8 protein-coding genes are annotated in these 13,370 nt (G+C 71.8%); 3 read left to right on the top strand and 5 right to left on the bottom strand.

Annotated elements, in window-relative coordinates:
* The first annotated feature begins 42 nt into the window (after positions 1 to 42).
* Positions 43 to 2,133, top strand: coding sequence for a CehA/McbA family metallohydrolase (locus tag AC07FJ_RS08020; protein ID WP_479046524.1), 2,091 nt, complete (start codon positions 43 to 45; stop codon positions 2,131 to 2,133).
* 64 nt (positions 2,134 to 2,197) lie between these two features.
* Here AC07FJ_RS08020 and AC07FJ_RS08025 read toward each other — a convergent pair whose 3' ends face one another.
* Together AC07FJ_RS08025 and AC07FJ_RS08030 are read right to left on the bottom strand one after the other, a co-directional pair.
* Positions 2,198 to 3,049 (bottom strand): MBL fold metallo-hydrolase, encoded by an 852-nt coding sequence (locus AC07FJ_RS08025; RefSeq protein ID WP_479046527.1) that lies wholly within the window; start codon positions 3,047 to 3,049, stop codon positions 2,198 to 2,200.
* A 314-nt stretch (positions 3,050 to 3,363) separates the two neighbouring features.
* The gene (locus AC07FJ_RS08030; protein ID WP_479046529.1) at positions 3,364 to 4,293 is read right to left on the bottom strand and encodes an alpha/beta hydrolase family protein; all 930 of its coding nucleotides are present in this window, start codon (positions 4,291 to 4,293) and stop codon (positions 3,364 to 3,366) included.
* A 232-nt stretch (positions 4,294 to 4,525) separates the two neighbouring features.
* On the opposite strand from AC07FJ_RS08030, the gene AC07FJ_RS08035 reads away from it, so the two are divergent.
* Together AC07FJ_RS08035 and AC07FJ_RS08040 are read left to right on the top strand one after the other, a co-directional pair.
* On the top strand, positions 4,526 to 4,867 hold the full coding sequence (locus AC07FJ_RS08035; RefSeq protein WP_479046531.1) for a trypco2 family protein: 342 nt from the start codon (positions 4,526 to 4,528) through the stop codon (positions 4,865 to 4,867).
* A gap of 54 nt (positions 4,868 to 4,921) precedes the next feature.
* Entirely contained in the window at positions 4,922 to 9,562 is a 4,641-nt protein-coding gene (locus tag AC07FJ_RS08040; protein WP_479046533.1) for a tetratricopeptide repeat protein, read from the top strand.
* Between the two features lie 61 nt (positions 9,563 to 9,623).
* Here the strand turns inward: AC07FJ_RS08040 and AC07FJ_RS08045 are convergent, their stop codons facing one another.
* From AC07FJ_RS08045 to AC07FJ_RS08055, 3 genes are all read right to left on the bottom strand, one after another.
* Positions 9,624 to 11,708: a SpoIIE family protein phosphatase gene (locus tag AC07FJ_RS08045; protein WP_479046535.1), complete on the bottom strand. Its 2,085-nt coding sequence runs from the start codon at positions 11,706 to 11,708 to the stop codon at positions 9,624 to 9,626.
* Between the two features lie 164 nt (positions 11,709 to 11,872).
* A complete protein-coding gene (locus AC07FJ_RS08050; RefSeq protein ID WP_479046538.1) occupies positions 11,873 to 12,265 on the bottom strand; it encodes an STAS domain-containing protein in 393 nt (130 codons plus the stop codon).
* 236 nt (positions 12,266 to 12,501) lie between these two features.
* Positions 12,502 to 13,368: an NAD(P)-dependent oxidoreductase gene (locus AC07FJ_RS08055; RefSeq protein WP_479046540.1), complete on the bottom strand. Its 867-nt coding sequence runs from the start codon at positions 13,366 to 13,368 to the stop codon at positions 12,502 to 12,504.
* Between the last annotated feature and the right edge of the window lie 2 nt (positions 13,369 to 13,370).

Raw genomic sequence — 13,370 nt, forward strand, 5'->3', positions numbered from 1 at the left:
TGCCGTGATCCCGCGGGTCAGGCTCGGCAGAAAGGGACCGCCATGTGCTGCGACGACGAGCTGCCCCCCGCGGTCGGCGAGGCGCTGGCGCGCTACCGCGCGCTGCTCGCCGCATCCCCGCTGGACTGGGGGGCCGAAGCGCCCGACGTCATGTTGGACGTCCTGGATCTGGCCCGCCGCTGGGGTGTGCCGGCGCTCGGTCCGGTCCTCGCCGCCATGGGGGAGGACCGGCGCGTCGACCGCGCCGCCGCCCTCCGGCTGCTGGTGAGCGCGGACGCGCCGCTGCCTCCGGGTGTCGTGGTCGTCGACGTCCTGACCGGGACCGTGCGGTACGGCGAACCGCTGCACGTGCTCGACGGGTCCTGTGGCCCCGCGACCTGGTGTCCCGGAGGTGTGGTGGTGGTCGTCGTGAACGACACGCCCCATGCGGTCGACGTCAGGGGCGCGGTCGGCGCGTGGACGGTGGCGGCCGGTGCGGTCGGCCGGATGGAGCTGGAGCCGCAGCCGGGTCTCGCGTCGCTGCGCGCCGGTGCGGTGACGGTCGACCTGTCGGCCGCCGTGCGCCGCGTGCCGCCGGCCGTGCTGGAGCTCTCGGCCACCACGCCCGTCCGATGGAGCGTCGTCGACGCGGCGGGGCAGCCGTGGGCGCCCACCGGAGGCCGGCTGAAGTACGACGTCCACGACCGGCCGTTCTTCCACGCGCAGGAAGCGACGCTCGAGGTGCCGGCCGGCGTGGTGCGGGTGACGGCGGCGCGGGGTGCGCAGTACACCGCGGTCTCGGAGCGGGCCGAGCTGCCTGCCTGCGGCACGACACGGCTGCACCTCGAGCCGGAGCGCTGGTGGGACGGCGACGGCGGCGGATGGACCGGAGCCGACCTGCACGTGCACGCGAACTACTCGGGTGACCAGGTGGTCTCGCTGCACGACGCGGTCCTCATGCAGCAGGGCGAGGGGCTGGACCTGATGGGACTGGTCGCCGGCAACTGGCACGGCGACGAGATCTACGACCAAGCGCTCGTGGAGAGCCGGCTGGGCCGTCCGCTGCGGCACGAGCACGGCACGACGGCCTTCGGGGTCGAGTTCCGCAACGACCTGCTGGGCCACTTCCACGCCACGGGCGGGCACACCTCACCCGCTCGCTGGGCGACGGGGCACGAGGGCGGCTCGCACCCTTGGGACTGGCCCGCGAACGCGGAGACGGCGGCCGAGCTGCGCGCGGGAGGCGCGGCCATCGGCTACTGCCACCCCGTGGTCCGCCCGTTCCCCCCGGATGCCGAGTCGGCGCCGGATCACCTCTTCGACTGGGTGATCCGGTCGGTGGAGGCGCGGGAGCTGGTGGTGGACGCCGCGCTCGGCCTGGTCGACAGCATCGACCTGCTGTTCTCGGTCGACCCCTCCGGCCCGGCCGAGCTCTGGTACCGCCTGCTGGGCTGCGGGCTGCGGCTCGCGCCGACGGCCGGGACCGACGCCTTCCTGTCCTTCAGCCGGGCCGGTGCCTTCTCCGGCCCGCCGGGCTCCGGGCGGGTCTACGCGTGGACCGGGGGAGACCACGACCCGGAGGCGTTCAGCCGCGCTCTGCGCAGCGGCCCCGTCGTCGTCACGAACGGTCCTTGGGTCCGGCTGCGGGTGGACGGACAGGACGAGGGCAGCCGGATCGACGGCGCGGCCGGGCGGAGCGTGCACCTGTCGGCAGCCGCGTACGGGCCCCAGGCACGCCGGCTCGACGTGGTCACGGCAGGCGGCCGTGTGCTCGGCTCCGCCGAAGGCGACGGGCTCGACGGGCCGCTCGCGGTGTCGCTCGACCTGGAGGTGCGGGAGCCGACCTGGGTGGCGGCGCGCTGTACGGGCGGAGCGCACCCCGGCGTGCTGGCCGAGCGGGCGTGGTCGCACACCGGTGCCACATGGCTGGACGTGGACGGAGCCGGCGTACGGCGCGAGCCCGACCTCGCCTTCTGCCGTCGGTGGCTCGACCTGCTGGCGGGCTTCGTGCAGGAGCACGGCCGGTTCCACGACGACCGGCAGCGGATCGATGTGCTCGCGGCCGTCGACGCCGCCCGTCCCTTCTACGCCCCCGGGCCCGGGGGTGCGAGCGAGGTGACCGCTGCGCCGGTCGGCCTGCGCGACCGGCCTTGACCGTCGGCGTTCGGCGAACGGTGCCCGGAGTGCGGCACATCCCGACGCCGCGCGGCGGCGCTGCTCACGTCCCCGACGGCCGCGGCTGCTCCGGCGGAACCGAGCTCTCGGCGTCCGCCATCGACTGGTCCAGGTCGGCCTGGGTGAACTCCGTCCACGGTGGGATGTCGGGGAGCCGGCGGAGGAGGTCGTAGGCCTCCGGGATCTGGGGCCCGCGCAGGACGGGGCAGTGGCAGCCGGCGATGACCTCGGCGTTCAGGTGCTGGAAGTCGGTGACGACCTTCCCGAACTTCTGGGCGTCCAGCAGGGCGACCCAGGGGGAGACCAGCCTTCCGCCGAAGAACTGGCCGTCGCGGAATTCGTCCGGCGACAGCGCTGCCGTCTCGGGCATGGGGGCCGGCACGTTCGTGGCGAAGGTGTCGACGGCCCACAGGACGTTGGTCTTCGGGTCGAAGAGGGCGCGGGTTGTGGGGTTGTCGTACAGGGGTGGTCGCTTGGCGACCAGGGTGCGGTCGCCCGTGTCGATCGTGTCGCCGTCGGTCATGAAGCGGCACCGGTTGATGGGGGTCTCCCACTCCTCGGCCATGCGGCCGATGGAGAACCATGTCGTGAGCAGGGTCGCGTTCGGGCATTCCGCGAGAACCGCCAGGAGGTTGCCGGCGTGGTCGCGGTCGTCGTGGGTGAGGAAGATCCACCGTACGTCCAGGGGATCCACGACGGACCAGGCCGCCTCCAGCCACTGGGCTCGTACTGCGGGCGCCCCGGTGTCCACGAGGACCGGTTCGGCTCCCCGGATCACCATCGAATTCATCGGGAAGTGGCCGACCGGTGGGGCCTCGAGGGCCCACGGGATGACGAACGTCTCCTCGGCGATCTTGTACGGCTGCAGAAGGCTGAAATTTTCCATGGTCGTCATCGCTGCTCTCCCTGGGACGGAATCTCCGCAGCGTCCATGAATCCAGTGCAGCCCCGTGCCGGGCCGTCGTCAAACGCAGCACTCGTGACGGCGGCTTCGGTGGGCGCCGCGCTCGCCGTGGACGAGGTTCTCGACGAGGCGGTTGGTTCCGTACGACCGGCCACCATCCGAACGGCGCGGGTGTGCCGCGGCGGACGGTGACCGGGGTGCCGCCCGGAGGAGAGGGGGAACGCCCTCCGCTCGCGGCCGGGTTCGGCGCGGGGGAGGGGTGCGCTCGGGGTGCTCCTCCGGACGGCGGGATCGTTCGGGCGGGGTCAGGGCTTCGCGGTGTACACGACGCCGGGAAGGTTCCGCGCAGCGGCGCCCCACACCTGGTCGTGGAGGGAACCGTCGAGGCCGAGCGTGTACAGGAGGTAGGAGGTGGTCACGGAGCGGGTGAGACGCTGCTGCTCGGCGCGGGTGATCGAGCCGCTGTCGCAGCCGAATCCGCTGCTGTCGGTGAAGCCGCAGTGGAAGCCGCCGGTGATGACGCGGAGCTGGGTGGGAGCGGGCTTGGCGTCGTACATCCTGCGCTGATGGCCGTCGACGCCCGCGATGGTGTCCTTGCTGCCGCCGACGTACTGGACCGGGACGGACAAGGCCGCGGAGGCGGTGACCGCCGAGGGCTTGGTCTCGGCGGCGGCGAGCGTGCTGACGGACTTGACGGACGGGTTGCGGGAGGCGGCGAGGAGGGCCGCGCCGCCGCCCATGGAGTGGCCGGCCAGGGCGTAGCGGCTGGTGTCGACGGCGCCGGCGAAGCGGGATCCGGTGGTGGCGTTCTGCGTGGTGAGCCAGGCGAGGGCGGCGTTCAGGTCGTCGGCGAACCCGCTGTGGCTGGGGGAGAGGCCGCCCTGGGATTTGGGGGCGACGGTGATGAAGCCCCAGGAGGCGTAGTGGCGCAGGGTGCTCTCGTACGTGGAGATGTTCTGGAGGAAGCCGTGTCCGAAGGCGAGGCCGGGGTGGACTCCCCGGGCGACGGGGGCGTTGGCCCCGGCGGCCGCGCCCGGGTACCAGACGCGGGCGCTGTAGGAGCGGCCCGAGGCGGAGACGGTGAGGTCCGTGTAGGCGACGGGGTGGGGGCCGGGGGCGGCGGGATCGGCCGCGAGACCGGCGTGAGGCGTGGCCGCCGTGGCGGTGGGGGCGGTCAGGGTGGCGGCGACGGCCAGCATGATGGCGGGGACGGCGCGCAGAAGGGTGCGTAGCACGGGGTTGCCCTCCTCGGGGGTATCGGAGAGAGAAACGCTGTATGCCACTTCAACACACTGGCATGCCCCTGCCAATACGGACGGCGTTTCTTTCCGTGGAACACTGTTCGCCTTTCCGATCCGCCGGACAGATCAAGTGCCCCTTGGTTAAAGTCGGTTCGCTTCTGGCGAGCGCCCGGCGGGGCGCGTACACGGCGTGCCTCTGAGGCCGCGCGGGATTGTGGGGGGCTTCATGAACATCGAACTCGGGGACGCCGTCACCGCCTTGCGGGACAGCCTCATGGAGGCCGCTGCGAGCGGCGAGGGCCAGGACATCACCTTCGACGTCGGCCAAATCGAGATGGAGTTCCTCGTCGAGATCCGCCAGGAGGCCCGGGGCACAGCCGGCTTCCGGGCCTGGGTCGTCACCGCGGATGCGGAGGGCTCCGCGGCGCGCAGCCGCAGCCACCGTGTGCTGGTGACCCTCACGCCGCGTCGCGGGGGCGGCCCGGTGCAGATCTCCGCGGACGGGCGGGGTGCGGCAGTCGACGGCGAGGCTCCGGACGGCCGGGTGCGCGCTCGGCGGCCGCGATGACAGGACACGTGTCCCTCCTGCCGTGGCAGGACCCGTACGAGCCGGGGAGGTCTGTTGAGCGGTAAGCGCGTCGTGCGCGTGGCGGCGGCGGGTGGCTGGGCGGCCGGTTACGAGATCGCCCCGGGTCTGATCCTCACGGCCGCGCACGCCGTGGCAGCCGTGGGCTCGCCGGTCGCGGTCTCCCCGCTGGGGGAGGAAGAGGAAACCGACTACCCGGGGCACGTGGTGTGGCGGGGGATGCCGAAGGACGCCACCGAAGACGATGCGCCCGAAGTGGACGCCGCGCTGGTGCGCATCACCGCCGACAACTGGAAGCCTGCCTCCCCCGACCAGGTGCTGTGGGGCAGGATCGCCGGGGACAGCACGTCCGTCGAGTGGCGTGCCACCGGCTTCCCTCATTCCGAGCGGCGGTCCCGGGAGTCGGAGCAGGCAGAGGGGAAGATCAGCCCCCTCAGCGGGCTCGTCGGCGGCATGTACGTACTGGACTGCACGACCTACCGTGGCCGAGGCACCAGCGACTCGTCCTGGAGGGGTATGTCGGGGGCGGCCGTGCTGTGCGGCGACCTCGTCGTGGGCGTCGTGGTCAATGACGTGCCCGACCGCATCCCGGCGCGGCTGGAGGCGGAGCGGGCCGTCACCCTTCTGCATGACGATACGTTCCTCGCCGCCCTGGAGGAGTTCGGGGCTCATGGACCACACGTCCCCCAGCCGGTCGAATACGCCACTCTCGCCCACCCCGACCACCACGCCGCAACGCAGCCCGCTGCCGGCTCGGTCGTGGAACTGCTGCATCCGGCCCGGGCGGTCGTCCCCTTCCACGGCCGGGAGGAGGAACTGCGCGCACTGACCGCGTGGACGGAGCAGTCCGACGGCGAGGTCGCGGTGGTCCACGCCCCCGGCGGCCGGGGCAAGACCCGGCTCGTGGTGGAACTCGCCCGCCGCCTCCCACCCGAGTGGTCCGTCGTCTGGCTGCGGCCCGGTGCCAGGATGGAACCCGGAACCTCCGCGCCCGGCCTGCCCTTGCTCTTGGTGGTCGACGGTGCCGACGGCCGCATCGAGGAGACGCGTTCCGTCCTGGAGTTCACCGCACGGTATCGGGATACGCCGGTCAAGACCGTCCTCCTCGCCCGTTCCGCCGGCCACTGGCTCGAGGAGGTCACCGGGGACTCACTGCAGCTCGGATCGATGCTGTCGACCGCGTGGGTCCGCGAGCTTCCCGCGCTGCCGCTGGACGGCCTCGACGGTTACTTCACCGCTGCCCGCGCCTTTGCCGCAGCCCTCAAAAAACTCTTCGGAGAGGGAGGGCCCCGCTGGGCCGAGTACGCCGAGCGCCCCCCGCCCGAGCTGACGGAAAGCGCGCTCGGCTCTCCGCTGACTCTGCACATGGCCGCCCTGGTGCACCTCTTGGACGCGGCGCAAGGGGTGGCGCCCACCGCGGGCGACACCCCGGCCATCGAGAACGCTCTCCTGGCACATGAGCGCGTGCACTGGCGCGGCACCGCCGGGGCACACCGGATCTATCCCTCTTTCCTGTGGGACACGCTGGAGGACGCGGTGACCGCCGTCGTGGCCCTGGGGCCGCGCGGGCCGCGCGAGGCCGCCGCCGTGCTGGCCGCAGTGCTCGGCGACGGCAATGGCGGCGGGGTGCCCGGCGGAGTCCGTGCCGTGCACGCCTGGCTCCTGTCCGTACTGCCCACCGATGCGGGCACCGTCGGGCACCTGCAACCCGACCGGCTGGCCGAACGGCTGGTGGGCGGGCGTTTCCGCGACCGCCCCGACCTGGTGGACGCGCTGCTGCCGACCGTGACACCCGACCAGGCCGCCAGACTCCTCACCCTCGTCACCCGGGCCTCCGTACGGGGAGCCGGCCCCAGCACCGGGCAACTGACCGACTGGTGCCTGCACCACCCGGCGGTGCTCGGCCCGGCGGCCATCGCCCTGGCCTCCCGACTGGAGGATCCCGCCCCCCTGCTGGCCGCACTGGAGGCCCTTGCCGATCACCCCGGCACCACGCTCGACGAGCTGGAGCAACTGGCCGCAGCCGTCCCGGCCCATACGTACCTGCTGGCCCCCTGGGCACTGGACCTGCACCGGCGCATCGTCCGCGACCGCCAGTTGCAGGCCGCCGTCGACCCCGCGGCACGCCCGGGCCTCGCCGTCGCACTGCGGGAACTGTCCAAACGCCTGTCGTCCATGGGCGAGCGGGAGGAATGTCTCCGCACGGTGCAGGAGGCCCACGACCTGTGGCAGAAGATCCCGGCGGACCACCCGCGCCACCAGGCCGAACGGGGAGCCTGCCGCGTCAACGCGTCCATCTTCCTCGGCAATGTGGAACGCCGACGGGATGCGTACCGGGCCGCGGAGGAGGGCGTGGTCCTCCTGCGCGCCGCCCTGCGCCCCGACGAACCCGCAAGCCAGGTGAACCTGGTGAAGGCCCTCGATACGCTCGCGGTGGCCGCAGGCGCCAACGGAGACCACGACACCGCGTGGCGCGTGGCCGAGGAGTGCAGGCGACTGTGCGAGGCCCTCCAGGCCGGCGACCCCATGGCGCACACCCCTCTCTTGGTCAACCACCTGAACAACCACGCCATCGTCGCGCTGGAATCGGGTCGCCGCGACAGCGCCCTGAAGTCCGCCTGTAGAGCGGTCGAACTCCAGCGACGGCTCGCCGAGGACGATCCCGACACCCAGCTGGCTGGTCTCGCCCTGGTCCTCGCCACTGCCTCCTCCGCCGCACAGGGGGCCGGGCTTCACGGCGAGGCGCTGGACCACATGCGCGAGTCCGTGACCATCCGCCGACGCCTCGCGAAAGCGCGCCCCCAGGCGTACCAGGCCGACCTCGCCAACGCCCTCAACAGCCTCGCCATCGACCTCGACAACCTGGGACACCTCGACGAGGCACTCGACGCCGCTGAGGAATCGGTGCGGCTCTACCGGGACCTGGTCGAGGAACAACCGCACATCTACAGGCTCCGTCTGGCACTGGCACTCAATACCCTGGCTTTGAAACGCCAGGCCAACGGCTACCGCCGCCGGGCGCACCGCATCGCGAAGCAGAGCGTCCACTGGTACCGCGAACTCGTCCGCCTCGAGCCGGACGCCTTCCGCAGCCACCTGGCCATGTCCCTCATCACCCTCGCCGGCACGCTGAAGTCCGAGGAGAGACCACGGGAAGCGGCGGAGGCGGTCGGCCACCTACGGGAGGCAGCCGACATCCTTCGAGACCTGGCCGAGACCGCCCCCGGCGCCCACCTCCCGGACCTCGCCGCCTGTCTCAACAACCTGGCGGGCACCTACCTCCTGCTCGATGAACCGCACAAAGCCCTGGAGACCGTCGAACAATCCATGGACGTCAACAGTGCGGCGGAGGCGGACCAGCCGGCGGCCTTCGCCGAGCCGATGCTCAGGAACTGGCTGATCGTCTTCCGGAGCCACTGCGCCCTGGGGGAGTTCGCGGAGGCGCGCCGTGCAGGCGAGGAAGCCCTGAGACGGCTGCGTACGCTCAGCGTCGAGGCACCCGCACGCTATGAGACCGATCTGTGGGCCGTTCTGTCGGCCACGAGCGGCCTGCTGTGGACCGACAAGGGGTACGAGGAGTCTCTCAGGCGTTCCCGCGAAGCACTGGACATCAGAGACCGCTGGATACGGCGGAACTCCGGCCCGCACCGCACCGAGCAGGCTGACGGTCTCGAAGCACATGCGCGGCAGCTGTGGCTGTTCGGCCGTGTGACGGAGGCGGCCGCGGCCGCGGACGAGGCGTGCGCACACCGGCGCGCCGTACACCAGGATCGAGGCGACGACGCCACCCGACTCGCCAGGGCACGTTCCGAGGCCCTGCTGGCCGAGCTGCTGGAGACCTGCGGTCGCTGGCCGGACGCCCTGGAGCCCTTGGAAAGGGCCCTCCCCGGACTCCGTGCGCAGCACGCCTCTGATCCGCCGGGCCTTCGAGCCGAGCTGACGACCGCGCTTTTGCAGCGAGCCCGTCTGCTGTGGCGCGCCGGTGACCCGGCAGGCGCCGTCGCAGCCGTCGAGGAGGCCGTCGCGATCGCCCGCACCGACGTCGGACTGCTGCCCGGCGACACCGTGCTGGGCAACGCCCTGATGCACCGGGCCATGCTGCTGTCCGAAGTGGCGGCGGTCTCGGACACCGCCCCGCCCGAAGCCTCCCTGCCCTTGCTCGACGAGGCCGTCGACTTCTGCCGGGCACTCCCGGAAGACTTCTCGGCCGACCTGCTGCGCGCCGGCACGCTGAACGCATTCGCCAAGTGGGCGGTGGCAGTGCCGGGCAGAGAGGAGGACGGCGTCGCGGCGAACGAGCAGGCCGTGGACATCCTGCGCCGCTACGCCGACGGCCCTGCCCTGATGGGCCTCGCGCTGACCGAGATGCTCACGGAGCAGGCACGGGGACTCGCCATGACCGGACAAGCGCAGCTTGCCGGGGAAGTCGCCGAGGACGCGGTCCGGAGAGCACGCCTTCTCTCCTCCCAGGAACCGCACGCCCACCGAGAAGTCCTCGCCCACGCCCTCGCCGCCTCCGCGCGCGCCCGGTGGGCAGCGGGCGAACACTCGGATGCCGCCCGCGCCGCCTCCACCGAAGCCGTCGCACTGTTCCGCGTACTCGTGCAGGAACAGCCACTGGCCATGGCCCGGCGAGCCGCTGAAGCGGAGGAGGTCCACAAGCGGCTGCACACATGATGCCCGGGGACTGCGAACGCCCGCCTGCGAACCGTAAGGGCCTTGAGGTGGCAGGGAAAGATCAGGGCTGTACTTGCGCGAGGAGGAGGGCGACGTCGTCATGGCCCTCGGTGTGGTGCAGGCGGGCCAGAAGACGGTCGCAGGTGGCCTCCAGGTCGGCGTCCGGGGTGGCCAGGAGTTCGAGAAGCGTGTGCAGTCGGGCGTCGATGTCGGTGCGCCGGGTTTCGACCAGGCCGTCGGTGTAGAGGAGCAGGCGATCACCGGGCCCCACGGGGATGGTGGTGGTGCGGAAGGGCACGCCACCGACACCGAGCGGTGCTCCCGTGGGCAGGTCCAGCAGGATCGGTGCCTGGCCGGTGCGGCACAGGACCGGGGGGAGGTGGCCGGCGACGGCGATGCGGAGGCGGGAGGGGGCCTCTTCGTGCACGGCGTAGAGGCAGGTGGCGATGGACGGTTCGAGGGTGGCGGTGATCCGGTCGAGGTGTTGCAGGACCTGGTCGGGCGCGAGGTCGAGCTCGGCGAGGGTCTGTGTGGCGGTGCGCAGCCGTCCCATGGCGGCGGCTGCCTGGATGCCGCTGCCCATGACGTCACCGACGACCAGTGCCGTACCGCCGCTGGTCAGGGGGAGTACGTCGTACCAGTCTCCCCCGATTTCGGCGGCGGATCCGGCGGGCTGGTAGCGGCAGGCGATGTCCAGCCCCGGCACGGTGGCCGGGATGCGGGGCAGGAAGCTGCGCTGGAGCGTGAGGGCGGCGTGGCGCTGCTGCTGGTAGGTGCGGGCGTTGTCGATGCAGACGGCGGCCCGTGAGGCGAGTTCCAGGGCGAGGGCTTGGTCGTCGTCGGTGAAGGGCATGGGGTTGCGGGCACGCAGGAAGTCGACGGCGCCCAGAATCTCCCCTCGGGCGATCAGCGGAACGGCCAGGTAGGAGTGGGCACCCGCACGGGCGAGCACGGCGGCGGCCTGCTCGTCGGGCGCGATGCGCGCCAGGTCGCGATCGTCGACGTGGGCGACGAGGACGGGCCGGCGGCTGCGCACGCATCGGCTGATCAGCCGGTCGGGGCCGTAGCGCACCGGAGTCTCGGGCGGGTCGGCGGCCAGGGCGGCGGGGGTCGGGTAGGCGGTGTGCACGATGAGGGGCCGGAAGACCATGGACTCCGTAGCCGTGCTGGAGGCGGCCTCGGTCAGGGCGGTGTCGAGAATGTCGACGGCGGCCAGGTCGGCGAATTCGCCCACCGCCACCTCGGCCAGTTCCCGCGCGGTCTGTTCTACGTCGAGGGTGGTGCCGATACGGGCGGAGGCGTCGGCGATGACGGCCAGCCGGTGCCGGGCGCGCTCGGCTTCCGCTGCGACGCGGTGCCGCTCGGTGACGTCCACGACGGAGGTGGCCAGGCCCAGCACGGTGCCGGCGGAGTCCTCGAGCCGGTAGGTGGAGACCGACCAGGCGCGTTCGGTGGTGGGGTCCGCCGGTACGCGGCCGACGGTGTACTGATCAAGCAGAGGCGTGCCGGTGGCCAGGACGAGCCGCATCGAGGATTCCACCGCGTCGGTGTCCAGGAAGGAGAGCACCTCGCGCACCGGGCGGCCCAGGTGCTGGGCCGCCGACAGGCCGTTGAGGTGCACCAGGGCTTCGTTGACCGTCACATAGCGCAGGTCGGTGTCGATCACCGCCAGACCGATCGGGGACTGATCTATCAACCGAACGGATAGCGCCAGGTCTTGCTCGACCTGCCTCAGCACGCTCTGATCGACCGCGAGGCCCAGCGCGTACCGGCCTCCGTGTTCATCCTGCAGCCGCATGTTGCGGAATTCGAGCCAGCGGACACTGCCGTCCCTGTGGACGACCGGGAAGACGCCGGCCCATGTCTCACCGCCGTGCATCACCTTGCGGAACAAGGTCAGCACCTGATCGCGGTCCTGCTCGGCGACCAGCAATCGGGCGGCGTACCGCCCGAGGGCCTCATCCGCGCGGTAGCCGAGGAGCGCCTCGGCCTGCGGGCTCCACAGAACGATGCGGCCGTCCCGATCCAGCACCACCGGTGCCACTCCCAGGGCATCCAGGAGGCCTCCGGCCGGACCTCCGGCCACCTCTGCGCGGCCGACTGCTCGCAGGTGGGCCCCGGCATCAAAGCCGTCTGCCACTGCCATGACCGGCCACCCTTCTCAGCTCGGCGAAAGACCCCAGCTCGGCGAAAGAATCGATTCAGCCTGCACGACTGCACCGGGCGGCGAACACCTCCATCATGACGCGGTCCGCACTCGCCGTATGTCCACGAAGGACAGAGGGGAGGGCTCGGTGCGTCGGTGCCCGGCTAGGGAAGGCTCGTCCAGCCACGCGCGCACAGGGGCCGGGGGCCGGGTGCCGCGGTGGTCGCCGCGTACGTCCTCGGCAGCAGGCATCTGGAGCCGACGACCTCGATCGCACGGGCGACGGCCGGCTGGAGCGGACCCCGCGTGAGGAAGGCGGCGCCCGCGTGCAGGGACTCCTGCTGAGCCCACAGCAACGCGTTGACGCCGGAGCAGTCGCAGAAAGACAGGCCGGAGAGATCGATCAGCAAGGACGTGGGACGGATCCGAAGGCAACTGCGTACGGCGTGCCGAATCGCCGGTGCGCTCTCCAGATCCATCTCACCCGACAGTCGCAGGGCGCTCTGGTCGACCGCGAGTTTCGTCGCGACATGGAAGCGCGGAGGAGGAAGTGTCACGGGCGACTCCCGATGTTTTCGGTGTCCTGCGGCAGAAGGTGGAACACCGCCGGGCCGCGAGGCCCGGCGACCAACGGCGGAAGCCGACGTTCCATTTCTCACCCGCAGGTCTATCCCGCTTACGGCGCGCTACGCAAGGCTCGTGCCCGAGCCGACGGGCCGCCGCTGCCGGTAGGTGCCTCGGCACGGCAGGCCCGGTTCCGCGTGGCGCGGACCTCACGGGTGAACGGGACCCCCTACCGCCGCGGCTGCTGTTCCGCGATGACCGCCCAGTCGTCCGCCCCGCGACCGTCGGCGATGGCCTGATCGAAGACGGCCCGCAGCAGCTGACCGATCGGCATCGGAATGTCGTGGTCGATCGCCGCATCGAGCGCGAGGTTGAGGTCCTTGCGGCCCAGGACCGTGGTGAAGCCGGCCGGCTGGTAGCTCCGTTCGGCGATCATCGACCCGTAGCCTGCGTATACGACGCCCGGGAAGAGCGTCGAGCTCAGCAGTTCGACGAACTGCCCGGAGTCGACACCGGCGCCTTCCGCCAGGCTGACGGCCTCGCCCAGTGACTGGATCGCGCAGGCGATCAGGTAGTTCCCGAGGATCTTCACGGTGTTGGCCTGCTCCGGACGATCACCGAGTCGCCACGTCCGCGAGCCGATCACGTCGAAGAACGGCTGCACGCGGTCGATCAACCCGCCGTCACCGGCCGCAAGGATGTTGAGCGCCCCCGCTTCGGCGACCGGAACGCGGCCGAAGACCGGTGCTGCGACATACCCGACACCGGACGCGGCGTGCGCTGCGCCGATCCGGCGGGCCAGGTCGGCGCTCACCGTGGCGAGGTTGACGTGAACAGTCCCGCCCGGAGTCCGGGAGAGGACGCCGGAGTCGATGAACGTCTCGGTGACGGCCCGGTCGTCGGACAGGACCGAGAAGACCACCGGCGCCTGCATGGCCTCCGAGACGGAGGCGGCACGACGGGCGCCCGCCGCAACGAGTTGCTCCGCAGGTCCGTCGGAGCGGTTCCACACCACGACGTCGTGGCCGGCCTTCAAGAGGTTGCGTGCGATGGGCTTGCCCATCGCTCCCAGACCGATGACCGCGATGCTGCCCATGG

Source organism: Streptomyces sp. NPDC045998 (assembly GCF_056430285.1).

What these genes read in the sequence shown, in the direction of transcription:
- AC07FJ_RS08020 (WP_479046524.1), top strand. Translation starts at nt 43, where the DNA reads ATGTGCTGCGACGACGAGCTGCCCCCCGCGGTCGGCGAGGCGCTGGCG.
- AC07FJ_RS08055 (WP_479046540.1), bottom strand. Translation starts at nt 13,368, where the DNA reads ATGGGCAGCATCGCGGTCATCGGTCTGGGAGCGATGGGCAAGCCCATC.
- AC07FJ_RS08025 (WP_479046527.1), bottom strand. Translation starts at nt 3,049, where the DNA reads ATGACGACCATGGAAAATTTCAGCCTTCTGCAGCCGTACAAGATCGCC.
- AC07FJ_RS08045 (WP_479046535.1), bottom strand. Translation starts at nt 11,708, where the DNA reads ATGGCAGTGGCAGACGGCTTTGATGCCGGGGCCCACCTGCGAGCAGTC.
- AC07FJ_RS08035 (WP_479046531.1), top strand. Translation starts at nt 4,526, where the DNA reads ATGAACATCGAACTCGGGGACGCCGTCACCGCCTTGCGGGACAGCCTC.